Source organism: Paracoccus sp. S1E-3, assembly GCF_013868135.1.
Classification (GTDB): domain Bacteria; phylum Pseudomonadota; class Alphaproteobacteria; order Rhodobacterales; family Rhodobacteraceae; genus Paracoccus.
Genome location: NZ_JACEMU010000004.1, coordinates 153,499 through 177,784, shown reverse-complemented (window position 1 = coordinate 177,784; position 24,286 = coordinate 153,499). Strand labels below are relative to the sequence as shown.

At 64.8% G+C, this 24,286-nt stretch carries 20 protein-coding genes; 9 read left to right on the top strand and 11 right to left on the bottom strand.

Annotated elements, in window-relative coordinates:
* Positions 1–24: 24 nt before the first annotated feature.
* The 3 genes from H1S04_RS00885 to H1S04_RS00875 form a co-directional block, all read right to left on the bottom strand.
* Complete coding sequence (locus H1S04_RS00885; protein ID WP_181743683.1) at positions 25–522, bottom strand: hypothetical protein; 498 nt, start codon at positions 520–522, stop codon at positions 25–27.
* Between the two features lie 77 nt (positions 523–599).
* The gene (locus H1S04_RS18565; RefSeq protein WP_255435419.1) at positions 600–2,747 is read right to left on the bottom strand and encodes a TRAP transporter large permease subunit; all 2,148 of its coding nucleotides are present in this window, start codon (positions 2,745–2,747) and stop codon (positions 600–602) included.
* On the bottom strand, positions 2,744–3,373 hold the full coding sequence (locus H1S04_RS00875) for a TRAP transporter small permease subunit (protein WP_181743682.1): 630 nt from the start codon (positions 3,371–3,373) through the stop codon (positions 2,744–2,746). Before H1S04_RS00875 ends, H1S04_RS18565 begins: the two co-directional genes overlap by 4 nt.
* Positions 3,374–3,635: 262 nt before the next feature.
* Here H1S04_RS00875 and H1S04_RS00870 point away from each other — a divergent pair, with 262 nt between their 5' ends.
* From H1S04_RS00870 to H1S04_RS00840, 7 genes are all read left to right on the top strand, one after another.
* The gene (locus H1S04_RS00870) at positions 3,636–5,240 is read left to right on the top strand and encodes a peptide ABC transporter substrate-binding protein (RefSeq protein ID WP_181743681.1); all 1,605 of its coding nucleotides are present in this window, start codon (positions 3,636–3,638) and stop codon (positions 5,238–5,240) included.
* A gap of 123 nt (positions 5,241–5,363) precedes the next feature.
* Positions 5,364–6,287, top strand: a complete 924-nt coding sequence (gene oppB, locus H1S04_RS00865; RefSeq protein ID WP_181743680.1) for an oligopeptide ABC transporter permease OppB — start codon at positions 5,364–5,366, stop codon at positions 6,285–6,287.
* 37 nt (positions 6,288–6,324) lie between these two features.
* Positions 6,325–7,221 (top strand): ABC transporter permease subunit, encoded by an 897-nt coding sequence (locus tag H1S04_RS00860; protein WP_370521446.1) that lies wholly within the window; start codon positions 6,325–6,327, stop codon positions 7,219–7,221.
* Between the two features lies 1 nt (position 7,222).
* Positions 7,223–8,335 carry an oligopeptide/dipeptide ABC transporter ATP-binding protein gene (locus H1S04_RS00855; RefSeq protein WP_181743678.1) on the top strand — a complete coding sequence of 371 codons (1,113 nt, stop codon included), beginning with the start codon at positions 7,223–7,225 and terminating at the stop codon, positions 8,333–8,335.
* Positions 8,322–9,356 carry an oligopeptide/dipeptide ABC transporter ATP-binding protein gene (locus H1S04_RS00850; RefSeq protein WP_181743677.1) on the top strand — a complete coding sequence of 345 codons (1,035 nt, stop codon included), beginning with the start codon at positions 8,322–8,324 and terminating at the stop codon, positions 9,354–9,356. Before H1S04_RS00855 ends, H1S04_RS00850 begins: the two co-directional genes overlap by 14 nt.
* Entirely contained in the window at positions 9,356–11,209 is a 1,854-nt protein-coding gene (locus tag H1S04_RS00845; protein WP_220185061.1) for an ABC transporter ATP-binding protein, read from the top strand. Before H1S04_RS00850 ends, H1S04_RS00845 begins: the two co-directional genes overlap by 1 nt.
* A gap of 183 nt (positions 11,210–11,392) precedes the next feature.
* Positions 11,393–12,286: a cation diffusion facilitator family transporter gene (locus tag H1S04_RS00840; RefSeq protein WP_181743676.1), complete on the top strand. Its 894-nt coding sequence runs from the start codon at positions 11,393–11,395 to the stop codon at positions 12,284–12,286.
* A 230-nt stretch (positions 12,287–12,516) separates the two neighbouring features.
* Here the strand turns inward: H1S04_RS00840 and prfB are convergent, their stop codons facing one another.
* The 4 genes from prfB to H1S04_RS00820 form a co-directional block, all read right to left on the bottom strand.
* Complete coding sequence (prfB, locus tag H1S04_RS00835; protein ID WP_181743675.1) at positions 12,517–13,644, bottom strand: peptide chain release factor 2; 1,128 nt, start codon at positions 13,642–13,644, stop codon at positions 12,517–12,519.
* Between the two features lie 105 nt (positions 13,645–13,749).
* Entirely contained in the window at positions 13,750–16,335 is a 2,586-nt protein-coding gene (locus H1S04_RS00830) for a penicillin-binding protein 1A (RefSeq protein WP_181743674.1), read from the bottom strand.
* Positions 16,336–16,444: 109 nt separating this feature from the next.
* Positions 16,445–17,626 (bottom strand): N-acetylmuramoyl-L-alanine amidase, encoded by a 1,182-nt coding sequence (locus H1S04_RS00825; RefSeq protein ID WP_181743673.1) that lies wholly within the window; start codon positions 17,624–17,626, stop codon positions 16,445–16,447.
* Entirely contained in the window at positions 17,626–18,762 is a 1,137-nt protein-coding gene (locus H1S04_RS00820; protein WP_181743672.1) for a pyridoxal phosphate-dependent aminotransferase, read from the bottom strand. The genes H1S04_RS00825 and H1S04_RS00820 overlap by 1 nt, the downstream gene beginning before the upstream one ends.
* 131 nt (positions 18,763–18,893) lie before the next feature.
* Here H1S04_RS00820 and H1S04_RS00815 point away from each other — a divergent pair, with 131 nt between their 5' ends.
* Positions 18,894–19,643 carry a DsbA family protein gene (locus H1S04_RS00815; protein ID WP_181743671.1) on the top strand — a complete coding sequence of 250 codons (750 nt, stop codon included), beginning with the start codon at positions 18,894–18,896 and terminating at the stop codon, positions 19,641–19,643.
* 193 nt (positions 19,644–19,836) lie between these two features.
* Here the strand turns inward: H1S04_RS00815 and ispG are convergent, their stop codons facing one another.
* The 4 genes from ispG to gmk form a co-directional block, all read right to left on the bottom strand.
* On the bottom strand, positions 19,837–20,961 hold the full coding sequence (gene ispG / locus H1S04_RS00810; protein ID WP_181743670.1) for a flavodoxin-dependent (E)-4-hydroxy-3-methylbut-2-enyl-diphosphate synthase: 1,125 nt from the start codon (positions 20,959–20,961) through the stop codon (positions 19,837–19,839).
* 75 nt (positions 20,962–21,036) lie between these two features.
* Positions 21,037–22,131: an ATP-binding protein gene (locus H1S04_RS00805; protein ID WP_181743669.1), complete on the bottom strand. Its 1,095-nt coding sequence runs from the start codon at positions 22,129–22,131 to the stop codon at positions 21,037–21,039.
* A gap of 5 nt (positions 22,132–22,136) precedes the next feature.
* Positions 22,137–22,658 (bottom strand): gamma carbonic anhydrase family protein, encoded by a 522-nt coding sequence (locus H1S04_RS00800; RefSeq protein WP_181743668.1) that lies wholly within the window; start codon positions 22,656–22,658, stop codon positions 22,137–22,139.
* Positions 22,655–23,287: a guanylate kinase gene (gene gmk, locus H1S04_RS00795; RefSeq protein WP_181743667.1), complete on the bottom strand. Its 633-nt coding sequence runs from the start codon at positions 23,285–23,287 to the stop codon at positions 22,655–22,657. The genes H1S04_RS00800 and gmk overlap by 4 nt, the downstream gene beginning before the upstream one ends.
* Before the next feature lie 179 nt (positions 23,288–23,466).
* Here gmk and H1S04_RS00790 point away from each other — a divergent pair, with 179 nt between their 5' ends.
* Positions 23,467–24,228, top strand: a complete 762-nt coding sequence (locus H1S04_RS00790) for a PAS domain-containing protein (RefSeq protein WP_255435418.1) — start codon at positions 23,467–23,469, stop codon at positions 24,226–24,228.
* Positions 24,229–24,286: the final 58 nt, after the last annotated feature.

Genomic DNA, 24,286 nt, shown 5'->3' with positions numbered 1-24,286 from the left:
AAACCGCTTCGATCCGCATCAGGGTTACCAGTCGCATTCGGCCAGTTCGCGCGGCTGAAGCAGGAAGACCGTGGCCGTGTCACCGAGCGGCGTCCGATCAGCGATGCTGCGGGTCACCGGCTCGGCGCAGCCTCCTTCTTCGAGTTTTTGGCCGGGCAAGGGCTGCGCGGTCTCGGCGCGCAGATAGCTGGTGCGCAACTGCAGCCGGCCATCGCCATCGATGCTGGGAAAGACGACGCCACCATCGCATTCGACCATGCATATCTGCCGGCCGCCCTCGTCCTCGCAATAGGTCGCGGCCGAAAATTCGCGCGGATCGTCACGGAAATGCACGCGAAGATCGTAGAATTCGGGACCGCCAGACTGCTCGACATGGCGTTTGGCGCGGATCTCGCGGATCTGCTGGCCGGGATTGGCGGCGAGATGTTCCGGCGCGTAGCTGCGGCCGAAACAGCCCAAGACCTCTGCTCCCGCGGGCGAGGCGAGCACCAGGCCGGCCAAAATCAGCCTGAACATGGTCACGGAATACTCCTGCAGGGCAAACGCGAGCGACACGCGGCGGGAAAGGAAACGGGGGCCGCGCGGCCCCCGTTCCGGTCTCAGTTGGCGGGTGCGGTCAGGCCCGGCGGCGGGCCGCCCAGCGGGTCCATCCCGCCCGATTGCGCCGGCGCAGCAGGCGCTGGCGTCTCGGTCGCAGGCGTCTCGGGCGCGGGTGCCTCAGGCGTCGGAGGCTCGGTCGCGGGAGCGTCCGCCGGCGCGCCGAAATTCGGCGGGCCGCCAAGGCCGCCCAGATCGTTGGCCGCCGGTGCGGGTGCGCCGCCCGGTGCCGCATCGGTCGCGGCGGGGGCGCCAAACGGCGAACCGCCCAAGCCCCCCAGCGAACCGAAGCCGCCAAGGCCGCCCTCGCCGCCGCCCATCGGGATCTCGATCTTGACATCCTCGACGTTCACCGGCGCGCCCTTGTAGTGCATGACCAGACCCGGGAAGGCGATGACGACGCCGATCATCAGGATCTGGATCAGCACGAAGGGCACCGCACCCCAGTAGATCTGGCTGGATTTGACCCCTGCGATCTGTTTGCCCGTCAGGCGGTCCAGATAGGGCACGCGCGGGGCGACGGATCGCAGATAGAACAGCGCGAATCCGAAGGGCGGATGCATGAACGAGGTCTGCATGTTCACCCCCAGGATCACCCCGAACCAGATCAGATCGATGCCCAGCTTTTCCGCGGCCGGGGCCAGAAGCGGCACGATGATGAATGCCAGCTCGAAGAAATCGAGGAAGAAGGCCAGGAAGAAGACCAGCACCGACACCGCGATCAGGAAGCCATATTCGCCCCCCGGCAGCGAGGTCAGCAGGTGCTCCACCCACAGATGCCCGTTCACCCCGTAGAAGGTCAGCGAGAAGACCCGCGCCCCGATCAGGATGAACATCACGAAGGCCGACAGCCGCGTGGTCGATGCCAGCGCCTGCTTGATCACGTCAAAGCTCAGCCGGCCCTTCATCGCCGACAGCACCAGCGCGCCGACCGCGCCCATGGCGCCGCCCTCGGTGGGGGTGGCCCAGCCCAGGAAAATTGTGCCCAGCACGAAGAACACCAGCGCCAGCGGGGGCACCAGCACGATGATGACCTGCTGCGCCAGACGGCTGGTCAGGTTGAAGCCGTGTTCCTTCTTCCAGGTGAAGTCGATGACGCCCGACAGGATGCGCATCAGCACGCTGTAGATGGCGAAGGCCAGCACTGCCGAGGCGAAGACCGCCGCGATCAGTGTGCCGGTCCGCATATTGGTCGAGACGCCGTTCAAGGCATCCAGGCCGTTGACCCAGTGCAGGAAGGCCCATCCGGCCAAGGCCCCGACCAGACCGGCGGCAACCTTGATCAGGAAGCGCCACCCCTCCTTGTCGGTCATCGCCAGCAGATACATGGCCGCCACCGCCGCCGCCATGCCGAGGATGTCGGCATTGGTGCCCTGCGTCGCCGACAGATAGTGATGCGCGGCGTAGAAGATGGCGACGCCCACCGCCAGCAGCACCAGCAGCGACACGACGCCCGAGCCCAGCGTCCGAGCCTCTTTCGGCAGCGCAGGCACATAGGAGGGGCGGAAGATCGAGACGACAAAGATATACAGCAGATAGATGCCGGTCAGCACCAGACCGGGGATCAGCGCGCCCTTGTACATGTCGCCGACCGACCGGCCCAGCTGGTCGGCCATGACGATCAGCACCAGCGACGGCGGAATGATCTGCGCCAGCGTCCCCGAGGCCGCGATCACCCCCGATGCCAGTCTGCGGTCATAGCCGTAGCGCAGCATGATCGGCAGCGAGATCAGCCCCATCGCGATCACCGATGCCGCCACCACGCCGGTCGTGGCCGCCAGCAGCGCGCCCACGATCACCACCGCATAGGCCAGACCGCCGCGTACCGGGCCGAACAGCTGACCGATGGTGTCCAGCAGATCCTCGGCCATGCCGGATTTCTCCAGCAGGATGCCCATGAAGGTGAAGAATGGAATGGCAAGCAGGGTCTCGTTTGCCAGCACCCCCCATAACCGGTCAGGCATGGTCCCGAGCAGATTCCAGTCCAGATAGATGCTGCCGTTCGACAAGGGCGCCAGTTCGACCCCGATGATGAAGAACAGCAGACCGTTGGCCGCCAGCGCGAAGGCCACCGGATAGCCGAACAGCAGGAACAGGATCAGCGAGGCGAACATGATCGGCGCCATGTTCTGCGCGATAAGCTCCATCATGTGCGGGTCCCCCGGCCGTCATCCCTGGGTTCATCCTTGGGCGCGCCGAAACCCGATTCGGCGATCAGCGCCGGGTCGATTTCAAGCGGCGCGTGATGGCCGGCCATCGCATGCGGATCGGGGATCAACCCGCGCATCACCGCGATTTTCTTGATGATTTCGGAAATGCCTTGAAAGAACAGCAGCACGAAACCGATCAGCAGCATCGACTTGGCCGGCCACAGGATCAGCCCGCCCGCACTGGACGAGATCTCGCCGCGCTCGAAGGAACGGACGGTCCAGGGATAAAGGAAATAGATCATCAGAATGACGAAGGGCATCAGGAACAGGATGCTGCCGATCAGGTCGATCCAGTGCTGCACCTTCCGCGGCCACATGCCATAGACCAGGTCGATGCGGATATGTTCGTTTTCCAGCAGCGTATAAGCGGCGGCGCCCAGAAAGGCCGCGCCATACAGATACCACTGCAGTTCCAGCCACATATTCGATGAGGTGTTGAAAACCTTCCGCACGATGGCGTTGCCGGCGCTGACCAGCACGGCCAGCAGGATCAGCCAGGACACCGCCCTGCCGATCGTGGTGTTGACGCGGTCGATGCCGCGCGACAGGGCCAATAGCCCGCTCATATAGATCCCTCCCCTTGCGGCGCACCTTGTCGTTGCCAGCCCGGCGCGCACGAATGTTCCGTTTTGTAACCTGCCCCTGCGTTCGTTCAACCCCAAAGGCTGGAAAATCGGCGGAATGCTGCAAATGCATTGCTGCAGCGCCGCGAAGTTGACGCGACGTTCCGTGACCGAAACGTAACAACACTTGCCAGACGGATCGTTTTGCCTAACGTTGCGCCATTCCGGCGCCGAAAGAGCGTCCAACGAAAATGGGAGATATGCCATGACCAAATTCCTGATCACGACGGCGCTTGCGCTGTCCTTCGCGCTGCCCGCCGTCGCCGCCAGCGTGCCCGAGGGAACGAAACTGGCCGACAAGCAGGAATACAACTTCTGGCTGCTGGACGCGATCAAGTCGACCGACCCGGCCAAGAACACCGATGTCGAAGGATCGGACATTCTGCGCCAGCTGTTCGAGGGTCTGTATAACGAGGATGACAAGGGCGCCATGGTCCCCGGCGTCGCGACCGATTACACGCTGTCGGACGACAAGCTGACCTATACGTTCAAGCTGCGCCCGGAAGCCAAATGGTCGAATGGCGATCCCGTCACCGCCAATGATTTCGTCTATGCCTGGCGCCGGGTGGCCGACCCAGCGACCGCGTCGGAATATGCCTGGTTCATCGAACTGATGAACATCGAAAACGCCACCGCCGTGGTGAAGGGCGAGAAGAAGCCGGAAGAACTGGGCGTGAAAGCCCTCGACGATCACACGCTGGAAGTGAAGCTGTCGACGCCGACGCCCTATCTGATCAAGACGCTGGCCCATGCCTCGACCTTCCCGGTCAATCAGAAGGTCGTGGAAGCCGAAGGCGACGCCTGGACGCAGCCGGGCAAGCTGGTCGGCAATGGCGCCTATGTCCTGACCGGCCACAATCTGGGCGTGGATATCACCCTGGAAAAGAACGATAATTACTGGGATGCGGCCAATACCATCATCACCAAGGCCAAGGGCATCACCGTCAATGACATCAATATCGGCCTGACCCGCTATCAGTCGGGCGAGCTGGACCGCGTCGACATTCCCGCCGGTCAATATCCGCGCCTGAAGGAGTCGAACCCCGAGGAGGCGATCACCACCCCCTTAGCCTGCTCCTATGCCTATATCTTCAACGTTTCGGACAAGGGCCCCGAAGCGCTGAAGGATGTGCGCGTGCGCAAGGCGCTGTCGCTGGCGGTGAACCGCGACGTGATCGTCGACAAGGTACTGCAGGGCGGCCAGAAGCCGGCCTGGACCTGGACCCACTGGGCGATCGAGGGCTTCGAGGCCCCTGAAAACGCCGATGAGGCAAAGACCCAGGAACAGCGGCTCGAGGAAGCGAAGGCGCTGCTGGCCGAGGCCGGCTATGGCCCCGATAACCCGCTCAACCTGACCATTCAGTACAACACCTCGGAAGATCACAAGAAGCTGGCAGTGGCCGTTCAGCAGTTCTGGAAACAGCTGGGCGTCAATGTCACCCTGAACAATGTCGAATGGAAGGTCCACACCGACCGCCTGCAGAACCAGGACTTCGAAGTGGCGCGCTATGCCTGGTGCGGCGACTTCAACGAAGCCTCGACCTTCCTCGACTGGTTCCGCACCGACGGCTACAACTCGGGCAAGTGGTCGAACGCGGAATATGACAAGCTGATGGCCGACGCCAAGACCGCCGAGGACACCAAGCCGATCTACAAGCGCGCCGAGGAAATCCTTGCCGCCGAGGCGCCCGCGGCCTTCGTCTACCACTATGCCAATGCCGACATGATCCGTAAGGACGTGAAGGGCTTGCCGCTGGATAACGTGATGAACGACTGGTATCTTAAGGACATGTACCGCGTCGCCGAGTGACGCTCTCGTCATTGATCACCTCCGACGGGGGGCGCGGGGATCGCGCCTCCCGTTTGACCTATTCACCCTTTCGGGAAACGGGCTGCCATTTTCGGGCAGACCACCCCTGAGGAAAAGACAGGCATGTTTGGCTTCATTCTCCGACGCTTCGCCGTTGCGATTCCGACGCTGCTTCTGCTGATCGTCGCATCCTTCCTGCTGATGCACATGGCCCCTGGCGGACCCTTCACCCAGGAACGCGCCCTGCCCCCGCAGGTGCTGGCGAATATCAATGCGAAATACGGGCTGGACCAGCCGGTGCTGGTACAGTTGTGGAACTACCTTTCAGGCGTCGTCTTCCGCTTCGATTTCGGGCCCAGCTTCGAATATCCCGACCGCACGGTAAATCAGGTGATCGCCGCAGGATTTCCGGTGACGCTGACCTACGGGATGATTTCCTTCGTGGTTGCGGTTCTGGTCGGCTGTGCGCTGGGAACCGCTGCGGCCATCCGCCACAACACCTGGCTGGACTATCTGGCGGTGGGAATTTCCATCGGTGCGCAGGTGCTGCCGAACTTCGTGATGGCGCCGATTCTGGTGCTGGTCTTCACGCTGATCCTCGGCTGGCTGCCCGGCGGCGGGTGGAGCTGGAGCGATCCCGCCTTCTGGATCATGCCGGTGATCGCGCTGTCCACCTCCTATATGGCGTCCATCGCCCGGATCACCCGCGCCTCGATGCTGGAGGTGCTGAGTTCGAACCACATCCGCACCGCGCGCGCCAAGGGCCTTCCCGAAAGCAAGGTCATCCTGCGGCATGCGCTGAAGCCCGCGCTGCTGCCGGTGATTTCCTATCTGGGGCCTGCCTTCGTGTCGATGATCACCGGCTCGGTGGTGATCGACATGTATTTCTCGACCGGCGGCATCGGAAAGGCCTTCGTTGATTCGGCGCTGAACCGCGACTACGCGGTGATGATGGGGGTCACGATCCTGATCGGCGCGCTGACCATCCTGTTCAGCCTGGTCGTCGATATTCTGTATGCGTGGATCGACCCGAAGATCAGGTATTAATGCCATGACAATGATAGAACACGACAAAATCAAGGGAATGTCCGACCGCATGGCGCAGGCCGAGGTCAAGGGCCGCAGTCCCTGGGCCGATGCCCGCAAGCGTTTCTTCCGCAACCGCGCCGCCCTGGTGGCGCTGGTGGTGCTGATTCTGATCGGGCTGTTCGCGGCCTTCGGCAATTCCATCGCCGCCTGGTCGAACGAGGACATCGATTATGAGGTCATGGGCTCCGCCGCGACGCTGGGCGCGCCCTCCATCGCCAACGGGCATTATTTCGGCACCGACGATCTGGGCCGCGACCTGTTCGCGCGCACTGTGCAGGGCACGCAGATCTCGTTGATGGTGGGGATCGTCGGCGCTTTCGTCGCGGTGGTTGTGGGCACGCTTTACGGGGCAACCTCGGGCTATATCGGCGGGCGCACCGATCAGGTGATGATGCGGCTGGTCGATATCCTGATGTCGATCCCGTACATGTTCGTGCTGATCCTGCTTCTGGTGATGTTCGGGCGCTCGATCTCGATGCTGTTTCTGGGCATCGGGCTGATTTCATGGCTGGAGATGTCGCGCATCGTCCGGGGCCAGACCCTGACGCTGAAGAACCGCGAATTCATCGAGGCCGCCCGCGCCACCGGCGTGCCCAGCTGGAGGATCATCCTGCGCCACATCGTGCCCAACCTTCTGGGCGTGGTCGCGGTCTATGCGACGCTGCTGGTGCCGCTGATGATCCTGACCGAAAGCTTCATCAGCTTCCTGGGCCTCGGCGTGCAGGAACCCCTGACCTCATGGGGCGCACTGATTTCCGAAGGGGCCGGAACCATGCGTTACGGCACCATCTGGCAACTCGCTTTCCCGCTGGGGTTCTTCGTTGTGACCCTGTTCTCGTTCTTCTTCGTGGGGGACGGGTTGCGGGACGCGCTCGACCCGAAGGACCGCTGACATGGCGCTTCTGGACATCAAGAACCTCAACGTCACCTTCGACACCAATGATGGCCAGGTCCATGCCGTCAACGGCATCGACATGTCGCTGGAACGGGGCGAGACGCTGGGCATCGTGGGCGAATCCGGCTCGGGCAAGTCGCAGCTGGCGTTTTCGATCATGGGGCTTCTGGCAAGAAACGGCCGCGCCACCGGCAGCGTCAAGTTCGACGGGCAGGAAATCCTGAACGCGCCGCTGAAAACCCTGAACGACGTTCGCGCCGAGCATATCGCGATGATCTTTCAGGACCCGATGACCTCGCTGAACCCCTATATGCGGGTCTCCGATCAGATGGCAGAGGTGCTGACCCTGCATCACGGGCTGTCGAAATCGGCCGCGGTGGCGGAATCCGTGCGGATGCTGGACGCGGTGCGCATCCCCGACGCCAGGGGGCGCGCGCGGCTTTATCCGCACGAATTCTCGGGCGGGATGCGCCAGCGGGTGATGATCGCCATGGCGCTGCTGTGCAAGCCCGACGTGCTGATCGCGGACGAACCCACGACCGCGCTGGATGTGACCGTGCAGGCGCAGATCATGAAGCTGCTGGACGATCTGCAGACCGAATTCGGCATGGCGATGATCCTCATCACCCATGATCTGGGCGTCGTGGCCGGCTCCTGCGAGCGGGTGATGGTGATGTATGGCGGCCGGGTGATGGAAAAATCCCCTACCGATCCGGTCTTCGCGGACCCGACCCATCCCTATACCCAGGGACTGCTGGCAGCGATTCCGCGCGTCGACCAGAAGGGCGACAAGCTGTCGGCCATTCCCGGCAGCCCTCCCAACATGTCGCGCCCCCCGGCCGGCTGCCCCTTCGCGCCGCGCTGCGATTACGTGATGGAGGTCTGTCAGACCACCATGCCGCCCTTGGAAACCTTCGCGCCCGGCCGCGAACGTGCCTGCTTCGCCGGCATCGACACGGTGCGCGCAGGCCCCAAGCATCACGAGGACCTGCCGATGGAGGCTGCCGCCGACGATACAGGCGGCATGGATATCGGCGATCCCGAGATGAACATGCTGGACGCACTGACCGACCGACCCACCACCGAGGAGATGGCCGATGACAACCGCTAAGCCGCTTCTGGAGGTGCAGGACCTGCGCGTCACCTTCGACATCCGGCGCGAGGGCGACCTGCCCTGGACGAAGCCCCGCCTGCTGCATGCGGTGGGCGGCGTCAATTTCACCCTGAACCCCGGCGAGACGCTGGGGGTGGTCGGCGAATCCGGGTCCGGCAAGTCGACGCTGGCGCGGGCGCTGATCGGTCTGGCCCCCGCCAGCGGCACCGCGCGCTGGCAGGACGGCACCAATCTGATCGGCCTGTCGCCGCGCAAGATGCTGAAATATCGCAGCGACATCCAGATGGTCTTCCAGGACCCGCTGGCCTCGCTGAACCCGCGCATGACCGTCGGCCAGATCATCGCCGAGCCGCTGGTCACCCACCATCCCGGCCTGTCGCGCGAAACGGTGAAGACCCGCGTGAAGGAGATGATGGAACGTGTGGGGCTGCTGCCCAACCAGATCAACCGCTATCCGCACGAATTCTCGGGCGGCCAATGCCAGCGGATCGGCATCGCGCGGGCGCTGATCGTGGAACCGAAGCTGGTGATCTGCGACGAACCCGTCTCGGCGCTGGATGTGTCGATTCAGGCGCAGGTCATCAACCTGCTGGCTGATCTGCAGCGCGATCTGGGTCTGGCGCTGATCTTCATCGCCCATGACCTGTCGGTGGTGAAGCATATCAGCGACCGCGTGCTGGTCATGTATCTGGGCAAGGTGATGGAGGTGGCCGAGGCGGAGTCGCTCTATACCACCCCGCAGCACCCCTATACGCAGGCCCTGCTGTCTGCCGTCCCGGTCCCCGACCCCGAGATGGAGCGGTCGAAGACCATCATCCCGCTGGCCGGAGAGCTGCCCTCGCCGATGGCGCCCCCCTCGGGCTGCGTCTTTCGCACCCGCTGCCCGCGCGCCCAGCCGGTCTGCGCCGAAACCGTGCCGGCACTGATGGGCGAGCCGGGGCATCTGACGGCCTGCCATTTCCCTGGCCCCTTCACCGCCGATGAAATCGCCCGCGCTCAGGTGGTCGAGGCCGCCTGATGGCCCCGCCGCCGAAGGAGCCGCCAAAGACCTTCGCCGCCCGCTGGGCGGCGATGAAGAACCTGCCCCCCTTCCTGCGCATGGTCTGGAAGGCGGCGCCGGGGCTGACGGCGGCGACCATCCTGCTGCGACTGTTGCGGGCGCTGGTGCCGATCACCTCGCTCTGGATCGGCAAGCTGATCATCGACGAGGTGATTCGGCTGGTCGCGCTCGACGGGCCTGAGACGCTGACCGAATGGTGGTCCAGCGGGCTGACCGGGCATCTGGCCTGGCTGGTGGCGCTGGAATTCGGGCTGGCCATCGTCTCGGATCTGCTGGGGCGACTGGTCGGGCTGATCGATGCCCTGCTGGCCGAGCGGCTGACCATTTCGATGACCATGGATCTGATGGCCCACGCCGCCGAGCTCGATCTGGAGGATTTCGAGGACGCCGCGTTTCAGGACAAGCTGGATCGCGCCCGCCGTCAGGCCGCCGGACGCATGACGCTGATGGGGCAGATCTTCGGGCAGATGCAGGATATCGTGACCGTGCTGACCTTTGCCGGCGGTCTGATCGCCTATAACCCCTGGCTGGTTGTGCTGCTGCTGGTCACCCTGATCCCGGCCTTTCTGGGCGAGGCGCATTTCAACAGCCGAAACTACGCGCTGGATTTCGGCCGCACATCGGAACGGCGCGAACTGGACTATATCCGCAGAATTTCGGCCGAATCGGAAACGGCAAAGGAAATCAAGATCTTCGGTCTCCATGCTTTCCTTGCCGACCGCTACCGCGCGCTGTCCGAGCGCTTCTACCGCGAACGTCGCCGCATTGCGCAGGCGCGTGCAGGCTGGGGCGCAGCTTTCACCGCCATCGGCACGCTCGGCTATTATGCGGCCTATCTGTGGATCGTGGGCAAGACGCTGTCGGGCACCATCACCATCGGCGACCTGACCTTCCTCGCCGGGTCCTTCCAGCGCCTGCGCGCCTTGCTGGAAGGGCTGCTGCTCTCCTTCTCGACCACCGCTGCGCAGGCGCTTTACCTCGACGATCTGTTCGATTTCTTCAAGGTCACGCCGGAAATCATCTCGGCCCCCGATGCCATCCCGGTCCCCGACCCCATCCGTCAGGGCTTCGTGTTCGAGAATGTCGGCTTCCGCTATCCCGGCGCGACCCATTGGGCGGTGCGCGACCTCTCCTTCACCCTGCATGCGGGCGAAACGTTGGCGCTGGTGGGCGAAAACGGCGCTGGCAAGACCACGCTGGTCAAGCTGCTGGCGCGGCTTTACGACCCCGATGAGGGCCGCATCCTGCTGGACGGGCGCGACCTTCGCGACTATGACCTCGCCAGCCTGCGGGCGGCCGTGGGGGTGATCTTTCAGGATTTCGTCCGCTACAATCTGACCGCCGCCGACAATATCGCCGTCGGCCGGATCGAGGCCCGCGACGACCGCCCGCGCATCGAGGCTGCCGCCGAGCGTGCTTTGGCCGACCGGGTGATCGAAAAGCTCCCCTCGGGCTATGACCAGATGATCGGCAAGCGTTTTGCCAACGGGGTCGAGCTGTCCGGTGGCGAGTGGCAGAAACTCGCCATCGCGCGGGCCTATATGCGCGACGCCCAAGTGCTGATTCTGGACGAGCCAACCGCGGCGCTGGATGCCCGTTCCGAATTCGAGGTCTTCGAACGCTTCAAGGAGTTATCGGCGGGGAAGACTGCCGTGCTGATCTCGCACCGGTTCAGCTCGGTGCGGATGGCCGACCGTATCCTGGTGCTGGACCGCGGCCGCATCGAGGCCGAGGGCACACATGAGGAATTGATGGAACAGCCGGGCCGCTATCGCGAGCTGTTCGAGTTGCAGGCGGCGGGGTATCGGTGACGCCCCGTCCTGCAGAAATGACATTGAAATCAACAACGCCGGCACCAGCGATGGCATCAGTGCCTGTCCTGCGCTAGAATTGAAGCCGGCTGATCCTCGCAAGGCAGATCAGCCCGACCGAAGCTGCCGAACCCGTCCTGGTCCGATCACCGGGGCAGCCAACACTGTCAGGAGATGATGCCGATGAGTGGCGACCATGATCACGGGGACATTCAGAACACCCCGATCCCGCGCCTGTGGATGGCCTTCGGACTGACAGCGACTTATATGGTCGCCGAAATCATCGGCAGTTTCGTCACCGGCAGTCTGGCGCTGCTTTCCGATGCCATGCACATGGCGACCGATGCGCTGGCATTGGGGATCGCACTGGTCGCGATCTACCTTGGACGGCGCGCGGCGGATCTGCTGCGAACCTATGGCTATGCCCGCTTCGAGATCCTCGCGGCGACCTTCAACGCCCTGCTGTTGCTGGGGGTGGCGTTCTACATCCTCTACGAAGCCTATGAGCGCCTGTATGCGCCGACCGAGGTTCAGTCGGTCGGCATGCTGGTGGTCGCGGCGATCGGCCTTGCGGTCAATCTGACCTCGATGCGGCTGCTGACCGGGCACAAGGACAGCAGCCTGAACGTGAAGGGCGCTTATCTTGAGGTCTGGGCCGACATGCTCGGTTCGGCCGGCGTCATTCTTGGCGCGATCATCATCTATTTCACCGGCTGGACGTGGGTGGACTCGGTGTTGGCCGTCGGCATCGGCTTCATGGTGTTCCCGCGCACTTGGGTGTTGCTGAAGGAATGCGTGAATATCCTGCTGGAAGGCGTGCCCGAGGGGATGAGCCTTGCCGAGGTTGAAAAGACCATCGCCACGACCCCAGGCGTCGCCTCGGTCCATGACCTGCACCTGTGGTCGCTGACGAAAAGCCAGAATTCGCTGACGGCGCATGCTGTGATCGAGGACGGCGCCGACGCTGAAGCGGTCCGGCAGCAGATCGAGAAGCGCTTGCAGGACGATTATGACCTGCATCATACGACCCTGCAGATGGAAACGGTCGATTGCGAGCCGAAGGAGCGCATCCACTGAGCGTTCCCCGTCTTGGCGACCCGAGCGCATGCGCTTCCAAGCGCACCGTCCCCCCGCAGCCCGGTTGCAGCTTCAACGCATGACGGGCGCAGGGGGCGTGATGGATGACAGAACTGCGCTAGCTGGCAAGACAGCGGGTCAGGTGCCCAAGGCACTCTCCGATCGCGGCATGTGAGGCAACGCGCTTCACCGAATGATGCCCGTTACATGCGGCCATGTTGCAGGCCCACTCACTCCTCCGCGTTCGCCTCCGCCCGGCTCTTGCCCGACACGTCCAGTGCCAGCGTGGCGGCCATGAAAGCGTCCAGATCGCCGTCCAGAACCCCCTGCGTGTCCGAGGTTTCGTGCCCGGTGCGCAGGTCCTTCACCATCTGGTAGGGATGCAGCACATAGGAGCGGATCTGGTTGCCCCAACCGGCATCGCCCTTGGCGTCATGCTGGGCGTTGATCTCGGCGTTGCGCTTGTCCAGTTCCAGCTGATACAGGCGCGCCTTCAGCGCGTTCATCGCCGCCTCGCGGTTCTGGTGCTGCGATTTCATCGAGCTGGTCACCACGATATTCGTCGGCAGGTGGGTGATCCGCACCGCCGAGTCGGTGGTGTTCACGTGCTGACCGCCCGCACCGGACGAACGATAGGTATCAATGCGGATCTCGTTATCCGGCACCACGATCTCGATATTGTCGTCGACCACCGGATAGACCCAGATCGACGAAAACGAGGTATGCCGCCGCGCGGCGCTGTCATAGGGCGAGATGCGGACCAGCCGGTGCACACCCGATTCCGATTTCAGCCAGCCGTAAGCATTATGCCCCGAGATCTTGTAGGCGGCCGAGCGGATCCCGGCCTCGTCACCCGAGGTTTCCGAGATAAGTTCGACCTCATAGCCCTTCTTCTCGGCCCAACGCACATACATGCGCGCCAGCATCGAGGCCCAGTCGCAGCTTTCCGTGCCGCCGGCCCCGGCGTTGATTTCCAGGAAGGTATCGTTGCCGTCGGCCTCGCCGTTCAGCAGCGCCTCGAGTTCCTTCTGCGCGGCCTCGGCGGCGAGGGCCTTCAGATTGGCCTCGGCCTCGGCGACCAGATCGGTGTCGCCCTCCTCCTCGGCCAGTTCGATCATTTCGGCATTGGCGCTCAGGTCGCTGTCGATACGGCGATAACCCTCGACCGCGTCCGAGAGCGCCTGACGGTCGCGCATCAGCTTTTGCGCACGGGCCGGGTCCGACCACAGGTCGCCATCCTCGATCATCGCGTTCAGTTCTTCCAGGCGGTGGGGCGCGGTGTCCCAATCCATGCGCTGCGCCAGCAGCCGCAGGGATTTGCGGATCGCTTCGATGGTGGCGGCGGTATCGGCGCGCATGGGGAAGTCCTTCTTGACGGGTCGGTGCTGAGATAACGTGAGACGGGCGCCCGAACAAGGGCAGCGCCCCCCGAAGGCGGCGCTGTCAGGGCGCGGCGGAAGCGGTCAGTAAAGACCGCCCGAGGACATGGTCCCGAAATCGGCCTTTTGCGGGATCACCCGCTTCTGCCCCGACGAGGTGGTGACGGATTTCGCGCCTGCCCCCGCGCCCGAGGTTTTGGGCAGTTCCTTCAGCGTGTCCGGGATGCCCTCGACCTTCGGCATGACCTTGGCCACGAAGCCGCCGTCGATCATCCGGCCGGCGTCGTTCTCGGTGCCGTTGCGGAAGAATTCCGAGATCACATTGGCGCCCGATGCCCCCGCCGATAGCCGCTGGCCGGTGAAGCGGTCGATCTTCTCGAAATGGCCGCCCTCGGGGACGCGGAACTTGGTGCCGCCGAATTCCTTGACCGCCTCGCGCATGAAGGCATTGAACACCGGAACGCACAGGGTGCCGCCGAAGGCGTTGTCGCCAAGCGAACGCGGCTGGTCATAGCCGAGATAGCAGCCTGCGACGATATTGCTGGAATAGCCGATGAACCAGACATCCTTGGCGTCGTTGGTGGTGCCGGTCTTGCCGGCGATCGGCACCGGCAGGTTGACCCCCTTGCCCGAGCCGCGCATGACCGCGCCTTCCAGCATCGAGGTCAGCTGATAGGCGGTCACCGCATCCATCACCCGCTCGCGATTGGTGTCGATCTCGGGGGCGGTGCCGGCGGGCAGCGCGTTCTGGGTGCAGCCGACGCAATCGCGCTGATCATGGCGATAGACGGTGCGGCCGCGGCGGTCCTGGACGCGGTCGACCAGGGTGGGTTCGACCCGCTCGCCTCCATTGGCGAACATGGCATAGGCGGCGACCATCCTGAACAGCGTGGTCTCCTGCGCGCCCAGCGAGTTCGCCAGGAACGGCTTCATCTGGCCGTCGTCATAGACGCCGAAACGCTCGGCATATTTGGCCACCATGTCCATGCCGATATCCTGCGCGACGCGGATGGTCATCAGGTTGCGCGACTGCTCGATCCCGGTGCGCAACGGCGTCGGGCCGTAGGTGCGGTTCGAACTGTTCTTCGGCCGCCACAGGCCGGCGGGGGTGTTGATGGCGATTTCCTCGTCGACGACAATGGTGGCGGGCGTATAGCCGTTATCCAGCGCCGCCGCATAGACGAAGGGCTTGAAGCTGGACCCCGGCTGACGCATCGCCTGCGTCGCCCGGTTGAAAACCGAGGACTGGTAAGAGAAACCGCCCTGCATGGCAATGACGCGGCCGGTGTTCACGTCCATGGCCATGAAGCCGCCCTGGATCTGCGGCACCTGCCGCAGCGTCCAGCGGACGAATTTGCCGGTGCCGTCCTCAGTCATGGCGCGGACCATCACAACGTCGCCGGGCTGGACCAGATCGCCCGCCCCCTGCGCGCGCGCGCCCAGCTTGCCATCGGCCAGACGGGGGCGCGCCCATTGCGCATCCTTGGCCGGGATCCAGTGGCCATCGGCGTCCTCCTCGATCCCTTCGATGCCGATGCGGGCATCGCCGCCCTCGATCCCCAGAACCACCGCCGGCATCCAGCCCTCGACATCGCGGGGCGCCTCCTTGACGGCGAACAGGGCGCCGCGCCAGCCGGCTTCGGTGGTCAGGTCTTCAGGCGGCAGTTTGGCGATGACGCCATGCCAGATGCCGCGCCCGCGGTCATAGCTTTCCAGCGCGTTCTGCAGCGCCCGCGCGGCCACGCCCTGCAGGGCCGGATCGACGGTGGCGCGAATGGTCAGACCGCCGCCGAAGAATTCGTCCTGGCCGAAATCCTGCGACAGCTGGCGGCGGATCTCGTCGGTGAAATAGTCGCGCGGCGGCAGCTTTTCGGCGAAGGCCGGGAAGTCGCCGTTCTGAACCGAGCGCAGCGGCAATTCGGACTCGGCGCGATAGGTCGCCTCGTCGATATAGCCGTTCTGCCACATCTCGCGCAGCACATAGTTGCGCCGCTCGGTCACGCGCTGCTTGGCCTTGACGGGATGGTAGCGCCCCGGCGCCTGCGGCATCGAGGCCAGCGTCGCCGCCTCATGCGGTTTCAGCTGCGACAGGGTCTTGTTGAAATAGGTCTGCGCGGCGGCGGCCACGCCATAGCTGTTCTGGCCCAGAAAGATCTCGTTCAGATACAGTTCCAGAATCTGGTCCTTGGTCAGCGACTGCTCCAGCCGGGTGGCCAGGATCAGTTCCTTGACCTTGCGTTCGATGCTGCGATCCGACGACAGCAGGAAGTTCTTCATCACCTGCTGGGTGATGGTCGAGGCGCCGCGCACGTTCTCGCCGCCCGAGGCGATCGCGTCATAGGCAGCCTTGCCAATGCCTTTGATGTCAAAGCCCTGATGGTGGTAGAAGTTCTTGTCTTCGGCCGACACGAAGGCCTGCTTGACCAGATCGGGAATTTCCTCGCCCGGCACGAAGATCCGGCGCTCCTGCGCAAATTCGTCGATCAGACGGCCTTCGCCGGAATAGATGCGGCTGATGGTCTTGGGCGCATATTGGGACAGTTGTTCATGGCTGGGCAGGTCGCGGCCATAGGCCCAGAAGACCCCGCCAAGGATCAGCATGGCGAAAAGCAGCCCGGTCACCAGAAGCGAGAAGATCCCGCCGAAAAACGAAAGAATGAATCGGACCACGCAGCTGCCTCACTCGATTTTATCCGGCTTCTTAGACTTCAGGGGCGGCGCAGTCAAAACAAGCTTGGGTCATCGCGCCGGTGAAAGGGCGGAATCGCGCCCGGTTTCGCTAATGCCGTCGCAGGGCGGCGCGGGCGCTGTCGTCTTTTGACCAGTCGGTGACCGCCCCGGCAATCGCCTGCGCCATGCGGGCGCGCCATGCAGGATCGGTCAGGTTGGCTCTGTCGGAGGCATCGGTCAGAAAGCCCAGCTCAACGAGGGTCGAAGGAATATCCGGTGATTTCAGCACACTGAAGGCCGCACCTTTCACCGGGTTGCGGTGCAGCGCCAGCCCTGCCTGCGCCAGATGCGCGGACATGTGCTTGGCGAATGCCTCGGACCGGGGCTGGGTATCGGCGCGGGCCATATCCATCAGGGTGCCCGCGATCTGATCGTCCGTGCCCTGCAGGTCCAGCCCGGCGACCAGATCGGCCCGGTCATGCCGCGCCGCCAGCTGGCGCGAGGCGCGGTCATCGGCCTGACTGTTCCAGATGAAGACCGAGGCCCCCGCCGCCTGCCCGTCGGGCAGCGCATCGGCATGGAGCGAGATGAACAGATCCGCCCCCGAGGCCCGCGCCTCGGTCATCCGCGCCTCCAGTCCGACGAACTCGTCCTTGCGCCGCGTCAACACCACCTCGAACCCGGCACGGATCAGCTTCTCGGTCAGTTCGCGGGCGAAGGCCAGCATCAGATCGGCCTCGCGCAGGCCCTCGGCCAATGCGCCGGAATCGATGCCGCCATGGCCCGGATCGATGGCCACGCGCAGGGGCTGCGGACGCGAGGGATCGACGACCGGCGTCGTCGGCTGCGGCAGATCCCACAGCGCCGACATGGCATTCGGCGCGCCGGCGAAATCCTCGGCCGCGACGGGCGACAGCCGCAGGCGCAGGGTCGCGCCCTGCCCCGCGGTCTGCTGGACGGCCTCGATCACCGCATAGGGCGCGCGCAGCTGAAAGACCAGCCGCCCCCAGCCGGGGCGGAACGGCCCTGCGCGGACCGCCTCCATCGCGGCGGCGCCGGGAATGCGGGCGGCATCCGCGCCGGCGAGGTCCAGCCCCTCCATGTCGATGACCAGCCGCTTCGGTGCATCCAGCAGAAACACCCGGTAAGGCGCCGGTGCATCTAGGCGAAGCGTAATCGTCAGATCCTTCCTGTCGGCGGCGATCGCCGAAGCTGCCACATCCAGCCGCACCGGCCCCTCGGCATGCGCCGCCAAAGGGATCAGCAGCCAGATCAGCGGCAGCCAGCGCATCAGCGCGCGCCCATGAAGCGGGTCAGCCGGGCAATGCCTTCGACGATGTCCGACGTGCTGCGGGCATAGGAAAAACGCAGCGTCCGTGCGCCGCGCACCGGATCGAAATCCAGCCCCGGCGTGACGGCCACGCCTGCGCCGTCCAGGATCTCGGCGGCCATGGCGCGGCTGTCCTCGGTCAGGTCCGAGACATCGGCATAGATATAGAAGGCCCCGTCCGGCGGCGCGATACGGTCAAAGCCGATCTTCGGCAGCGCCTCCAGCAGCAGGCGGCGGTTCTCAGCATAGGTGGCCATATTGGCCTCGCATTCGTCGATCGCCTCCAGCGCGGCGAGGGCCGCAACCTGGCTGGCATGGGGCGGGCAGATGAACATGTTCCCGGCGATGCGCTCGATTGTGCGGATGTGATCGGCCGGCACCACCATCCAGCCGATGCGCCAGCCGGTCATGGAAAAATACTTGGAGAACGAGTTGATGACATAGACCTCGTCGCTGACCTCCAGCGCCGAATGGCAGCGCTCGCCATAGCTGAGCCCGTGATAGATCTCGTCCGAAATCACGCTGATGCCCAGCTCCTGCGTCCGCGCCAGCAGCCCGCGATAATCATCGAGGCCGAGCATCGTCCCCGAAGGATTGCCGGGCGAGGCGAGCATCAGTCCCGCCACATCGGCAGGAATTTCGTGCGGCTGCGGCTGATAACGATGGGCCGGATCGGTCTGGATGCCCACCGGCTCCAGCGACATGGCGCGCAGGATCTGGCGATAGCTGGGATAGCCCGGCTCGCCCAGGGCCACCCGGTCGCCGGCGTCGAACAGCGCCGCGAAGGCCAACATGAAGGCGCCCGAGGATCCCGGCGTCACCACCACGCGGGCCGGGTCCAGATCGACCCCGTACCAGCGCCGATACAGATCCGCGATCCCGGCCCGCAATTCCGGCAGGCCAAGCGCCACCGTATAGCCCAGTGGCTGGTCCAGCCGCGCCTTCAGCCCGGCCCGCGCCGCGGCGGGCGCAGGCGTCGAGGGCTGGCCCACCTCCATATGGATGATGCTGCGCCCGGCCGCCTCGGCCCGGCGCGCGGCCTCCATCACATCCATCACAATGAACGGATCGACCTGTCCGCGCTTCGACTGCCGCATCTCTGCCTCGCTGTTTTTTCCATGGTCTATGCCCGCCCGGCCCGCGCGCGGTCAAGCGGATCACGCATCCTTTGCTTGTCATCGCGCGATTTTGGGGCCAGTCTCCGCGCAAATCTGACAAGGACCACGAGATGAAGAAGCTGATCGCCGCCCTGCTGCTGACCACCACACCCGCCTTCGCGCTGGATCTCGGCGCCATGACCGAGGCCGAGAAGGAGCAGTTCGGCGCCGCCGTCCGCGCTTATCTGATGGAGAACCCGCAGGTCCTGATCGAGGCCATGACCGAGCTGGAGCAGCGCCGCGTGGCCGACGAGGCGAAGAATGACAGCGCCATGATCGCCCAGCTTCAAGAACAGATCTACGAGGACGATCACAGCTGGGTCGGCGGCAATCCCGAGGGCGACGTGACCGTGGTCGAGTTCATCGACTATCGCTGCGGCGTATGCCGCCAGGCCTTCCCACTTGTCGAGGAAACCGTCGCAAAGGACGGAAATATCAAAATTATCTTCAAGGATCTTCCGATCCTCGGGCAGGAAAGCGACCTTGCTGCACGCTTTGCCGTCGCGGTCAAGCAGAACGAAGGCGATGACGCCTACAAGAAGGTCCACGACTATTTCTATACCATGCGCGGCAATGTCACCGTCGAAGGGCTGAAGACCACCGCCGAGGAGATGGGCTTTGACGCTGACAAGGTGATCACGGCGATGAACTCAGATGCGGTGACTGACGTGTTGCGCGAGAATGCGCAGCTGGCCGATGCCCTGCAGATCGCCGGCACGCCCAGCTTCATCATCGGCGACACGCTGATGCGCGGCCTGCCGCGGACCGGCCTCGCCCCGGTGATCGAACAGACCCGCGCCAAGGCGAAGTCCGGCGGCTAAGTCGATATATTTGCATGAGAAAGGCCCGGCACGAGAGCGTCGGAGCCTTTTTTTTCATCCGGCGGCCCAAACGCACTGGCATGGCAAAAGCACAGCGCCGGCCCCGCGCGAAATCGCAGATTTCGCCCGCAAGTCTTTCATTTTCTGGGTATAAATATCCCGAGGGCCGGCACGCCACGGCATGCCGCACACCCTACTCCGCCGCTTCGGCCTTCGCCGCCTCGATCTGTGCGGCGCGCTCCTCGACCAGTTCGACGATATGGTCGATCATCCGCTCGTTCGACAGCTTGTGGTCCTGCCGCCCGGCGAGATAGACCATCCCCGACCCCGCACCGCCGCCGGTGAAGCCGATATCGGTCATCAGCGCTTCGCCCGGCCCGTTGACCACGCAGCCGATGATCGACAGCGAGATCGGCGTCTTCACATGTTCCAGCCGCTGCTCCAGCGCCTCGACGGTCTTGATGACATCAAAACCCTGCCGCGCGCAGCTGGGGCAGGAGATGATCTGAACCCCGCGCGTCCGCAGGCCCAGCGACTTCAGGATTTCGAAGCCGACCTTCACCTCCTCGACCGGATCGGCCGACAGGCTGACGCGGATGGTGTCGCCGATCCCGGCCCACAGCAGGTTGCCCAGCCCGATCGCCGATTTTACCGTCCCGCCGCGCAGCCCGCCGGCCTCGGTGATGCCCAGATGAATGGGTGCGTCGGTGGCCTCTGCCAGCTGCTGATAGGCGGCGGCGGCCAGGAACACGTCGGAGGCCTTCACACTGATCTTGAACTCGTGGAAATCGTGGTCCTGCAGGATCTTGATGTGATCGAGGCCGCTTTCGACCATCGCATCAGGGCACGGCTCGCCGTATTTTTCCAGCAGGTGCTTTTCCAGACTGCCGGCATTGACGCCGATGCGGATGGAGCAGCCATTCGCCCGCGCCGCCCGCACCACCTCGGCCACGCGCCCGGCATCGCCGATATTGCCGGGGTTGATGCGCAGGCAGGCGGCGCCGGCATCGGCGGCTTCCAGCGCGCGTTTATAGTGGAAATGGATGTCGGCCACGATCGGCACCGGGCTTTCCCGCACGATCTCGCGCAGCGCCTGGGTCGACGATTCGTCCGGGGTCGAGATGCGCACGATGTCGGCGCCCGCCTCGGCGGCGCGGATCACCTGATCCAGCGTTGCGCGCACATCCGAGGAATCGGTGTTGGTCATCGTCTGTACAGTGATCGGCGCGTCACCGCCCACCGGAACAGAGCCAACCATGATCTTGCGCGATTTGCGCCGCTCAATGTCGCGCCAGGGCCGGATCGGGTTATGCGTCATCTGAAACCTCTTTTCCTGCGCCTCAGATAGACCCTTGCCGCAGTGCCGGCAAGCGCGGCCGCGTCCGCGCGCGGATCAACGCCGCTCGATCTGGTCGGGCAGGATCACGGTGAAACGGGAGCCCTTCCCCTGTTCGGATTCGATCTTCAGCCGGCCGCGATGGCGGCTGATGATATGCTTGACGATGGCCAGCCCCAGCCCGGTGCCCCCCTTCTGACGCGAGCGGTGGCTGTCCACGCGGTAAAAACGCTCGGTCAGGCGCGGCAGATGCATGGGGTCGATACCGTCGCCGCGATCGGCGACCTCGACGGCGGTGGCGGGACCGCGCAGCACCGCATCATGGGCGACCGGCGACAGGCGCAGCGTCACTTCGCCGCCCGTGCCACCGTATTTCACTGCGTTCTCCACGAGATTGTGAAAGACCTGCGTCAGTTGGTCGGGGTCCCCAAGGACATGGACCGGCGCCTCCGCGCCCTCGACCCGGATCTGCACATGCGCCGCTGCTGCCTGCGGTTGCAGGGTCGCCGCCACGGCGCGGATCAGCATGGCTAGGTCGATGCGTTCGGCCGGGCGGCGGCGCTCCTCGGATTCGACGCGGCTCAGCGACAGCAGGTCCAGGACCAGGCGGTTCATGCGGGCGGCCTCGGCCTCCATGATGCCGAGGAAACGCTCGCGCGCCGCCGGGTCGTCGCGGGCGGGGCCGCGCAGGGTCTCGATGAAGCCCATCAGCGCGGTCAGCGGCGTGCGCAATTCGTGGCTGACATTGGCCACGAAATCGCGGCGCTGCTGTTCGGCCGCCTCAAGGCCCGAACCGTCTTCGATCACGATCAGTGCGCCCTTCCGCTCTGGCAGGCCGGAAACGGTGATTTCGGCCGGAATGTCGCGACCCCGCGCCGAGATCTGGACCCGCATCCGATGGCCGCCGGACGCCACCGCCGCCAGCGCCGGATCAACCATCGGTGGCGGGACGTGCGCTGGATCCAGCACCGCGTCCACCGCCCGGACCACCACCGGATGGCGCAGGACATGGACGAAGGGGCGGTCGGTCAGTTCCTCGCCCAGCAGCACCTTCGCGGCGCGGTTGGCCGCGGTCACCCGCGCTTCGGCATCGACCGCCAGCACCGCGACCGGCAGCGCCGCGATCAGGTCCCGGACCAGCCCGGCCTCCATCCCGGTCAGTCCAGCCGCTTCAGCCCGGCGCGGAAACGCGCGGCATTGGCCTGATAGCGCGCGGCCGAGGCCAGCAGATCCTGATGCTGCGCCTCATCGATCTCGCGCACGACCCGTCCGGGGGCGCCCATGACCAGCACCCGGTCCGGGATCTCCTTGCCTTCCGACACCAGCGCCGCGGCACCGATCAGGCTGCCCGCGCCGATCTTCGCGCCGTTCAGCACCGTCGCCCCCATGCCGATCAGGCTGCCCGCGCCGATGGTGCAGCCATGCAGCATGGCGCGATGGCCCACGGTCACATCTGGTCCGATGGTCAGCGGAAAGCCCGGATCGGTATGCAAGCAGCACAGGTCCTGCACGTTCGAGCCGCGACCGATGCGGATTTCGTCATTGTCGCCGCGCAGCACTGCGCCCCACCAGATGCTGGCGCCCGGCTCGATCACCACCCGGCCGATGATCTGCGCATCGGGCGCGATCCAGGCGTCCGCGGCGATTTCGGGGGCCACTCCGTCCAGTTCCCAGATCATACCCGCTCTCCCTCCATCAGCGTCTTGACGAACCCGCCCAGGGACTTCTGGCGCTCGCGCCGCATCCTCTCGGCCGAGAGGATGGCGGTCAGATGCGCGAAGGTGGCGTCCAGATCGTCATTCACCAGAACATAATCGTATTCGGCCCAATGCGAAATCTCGTCCCGGCTTTTGTCCATGCGGGCCTTGATGATTTCGGGCGCGTCCTGGCCGCGGCTGATCAGCCGCCGCTCCAGCTCATCCAGCGAGGGGGGCAGGATGAAGATGCTGATGACATGCGGTCCCAGCGCCGAGGCGCGGATCTGCTGGCCGCCCTGCCAGTCGACATCGAACAGCGTGTCACGGCCGGCCTGCATCGCCGCCTCGACCGGTTTGCGGGGCGAGCCGTACAGATTTCCGAACACCTCGGCATGTTCCAGCATGTCGCCCGCCTCGACCATGGCGGCGAAATCCTCGCGGGGAATGAAGTGATAGTGCTGGCCGTCCACCTCGGCGGGGCGCGGCGCGCGGGTTGTGGCGGAAACCGAGAAGGACAGCGTCGGGTCCCAGTCGATCAGCCGGCGCGCCAGGGTGGATTTACCCGCCCCGGATGGCGAAGACAGAATGATAAGTAGCCCGGTCCGGTCCATGCCGCCCCCTTCTCGTTTGGCCGCATTTGCGCGGGACGGGGGGCAAGAATCAAGCCTCTGGTCTTAACCAACTGGAAAGATTTGTCCCGGCAGAGCGGAACGAATAGGGTATCTCTGGGCTTCCGCAACCTGAGATGCCGGCGCTTGACGCCGAAATGCGGTAATCGGATTGAAATGTGATGAGTGATGATTTCGACGGCGGTTTTCCCGATGGCACACGGCCCCGGTCAGACGACATGGATGCGCCGCTGCGCGGCGATGTGGTGGAATTCCATGTCGCAGGCAGCGCGGATCCGGCGCGGACACTGACCGAACTGCGCAGCTATTGGGACAGTCTGCGCAAGGGGCGTGCGGTTCCTGACCGCGCCGATGTCGAACCCAAGGGGATCCGGCGGGCGCTGGATTACGCCTTCATCCTTGAGCGCATTGCGCCAGGGGCGGCGCGTTTTCGTCTGGCTGGGCGCCACCTCATCGACGTGATGGGGATGGAGGTGCGCGGCATGCCGGTCTGCTCGCTGCTCAATCCCGGCAGCCGGGGGCGGCTGTCCGATGTGCTGGAAACCGTTTTCAAGGGCCCGCAGATCGCCGAGGTGACACTGCGCTCCGAAGCCGGGTATGGCCGGCCGCCGCTGACCGGGCGGATGCTGTTTCTGCCGTTGAAATCCGATCTTGGTGATGTCACCCGTGCCCTGGGCTGTCTGGTGACCGACGGCCAGATCGGCCGTGGCCCGCGTCGTTTCGACCTGACCCGCGACGCCGTCTTCCCGGTGATCGAGGGTGCGCAGCCGCTGTCGCCCCGGCCCGGCGGTCTTGCCGACGATCCCGCACCCTGGCGGCCCCCGGTGCTGGCGCGTGCCGTCCGCCAGCCCCTCCGCGGCGATGAAACCCCCGAAGAACGCCGCGCGCGATTCCGCATCGTGGTCGAGAGGCGCGACAACTGAACCCATATGCGCAAGAATATTGCCGATCATGCATTCTGTGCATGGCTGCATTCCGCTG

Bases quoted from the DNA above. Each gene is read 5' to 3' on its own strand.
- oppB (WP_181743680.1), top strand. From the start codon at position 5,364: ATGTTTGGCTTCATTCTCCGACGCTTCGCCGTTGCGATTCCGACGCTG.
- H1S04_RS00870 (WP_181743681.1), top strand. From the start codon at position 3,636: ATGACCAAATTCCTGATCACGACGGCGCTTGCGCTGTCCTTCGCGCTG.
- H1S04_RS00845 (WP_220185061.1), top strand. From the start codon at position 9,356: ATGGCCCCGCCGCCGAAGGAGCCGCCAAAGACCTTCGCCGCCCGCTGG.
- H1S04_RS00820 (WP_181743672.1), bottom strand. From the start codon at position 18,762: ATGCGGCAGTCGAAGCGCGGACAGGTCGATCCGTTCATTGTGATGGAT.
- H1S04_RS00855 (WP_181743678.1), top strand. From the start codon at position 7,223: ATGGCGCTTCTGGACATCAAGAACCTCAACGTCACCTTCGACACCAAT.
- gmk (WP_181743667.1), bottom strand. From the start codon at position 23,287: ATGGACCGGACCGGGCTACTTATCATTCTGTCTTCGCCATCCGGGGCG.
- H1S04_RS18565 (WP_255435419.1), bottom strand. From the start codon at position 2,747: ATGATGGAGCTTATCGCGCAGAACATGGCGCCGATCATGTTCGCCTCG.
- H1S04_RS00825 (WP_181743673.1), bottom strand. From the start codon at position 17,626: ATGCGCTGGCTGCCGCTGATCTGGCTGCTGATCCCTTTGGCGGCGCAT.
- H1S04_RS00860 (WP_370521446.1), top strand. From the start codon at position 6,325: ATGTCCGACCGCATGGCGCAGGCCGAGGTCAAGGGCCGCAGTCCCTGG.
- H1S04_RS00790 (WP_255435418.1), top strand. From the start codon at position 23,467: ATGAGTGATGATTTCGACGGCGGTTTTCCCGATGGCACACGGCCCCGG.
- H1S04_RS00850 (WP_181743677.1), top strand. From the start codon at position 8,322: ATGACAACCGCTAAGCCGCTTCTGGAGGTGCAGGACCTGCGCGTCACC.
- H1S04_RS00840 (WP_181743676.1), top strand. From the start codon at position 11,393: ATGAGTGGCGACCATGATCACGGGGACATTCAGAACACCCCGATCCCG.
- ispG (WP_181743670.1), bottom strand. From the start codon at position 20,961: ATGACGCATAACCCGATCCGGCCCTGGCGCGACATTGAGCGGCGCAAA.
- H1S04_RS00800 (WP_181743668.1), bottom strand. From the start codon at position 22,658: ATGATCTGGGAACTGGACGGAGTGGCCCCCGAAATCGCCGCGGACGCC.
- H1S04_RS00875 (WP_181743682.1), bottom strand. From the start codon at position 3,373: ATGAGCGGGCTATTGGCCCTGTCGCGCGGCATCGACCGCGTCAACACC.
- H1S04_RS00815 (WP_181743671.1), top strand. From the start codon at position 18,894: ATGAAGAAGCTGATCGCCGCCCTGCTGCTGACCACCACACCCGCCTTC.
- H1S04_RS00805 (WP_181743669.1), bottom strand. From the start codon at position 22,131: ATGGAGGCCGGGCTGGTCCGGGACCTGATCGCGGCGCTGCCGGTCGCG.
- prfB (WP_181743675.1), bottom strand. From the start codon at position 13,644: ATGCGCGCCGATACCGCCGCCACCATCGAAGCGATCCGCAAATCCCTG.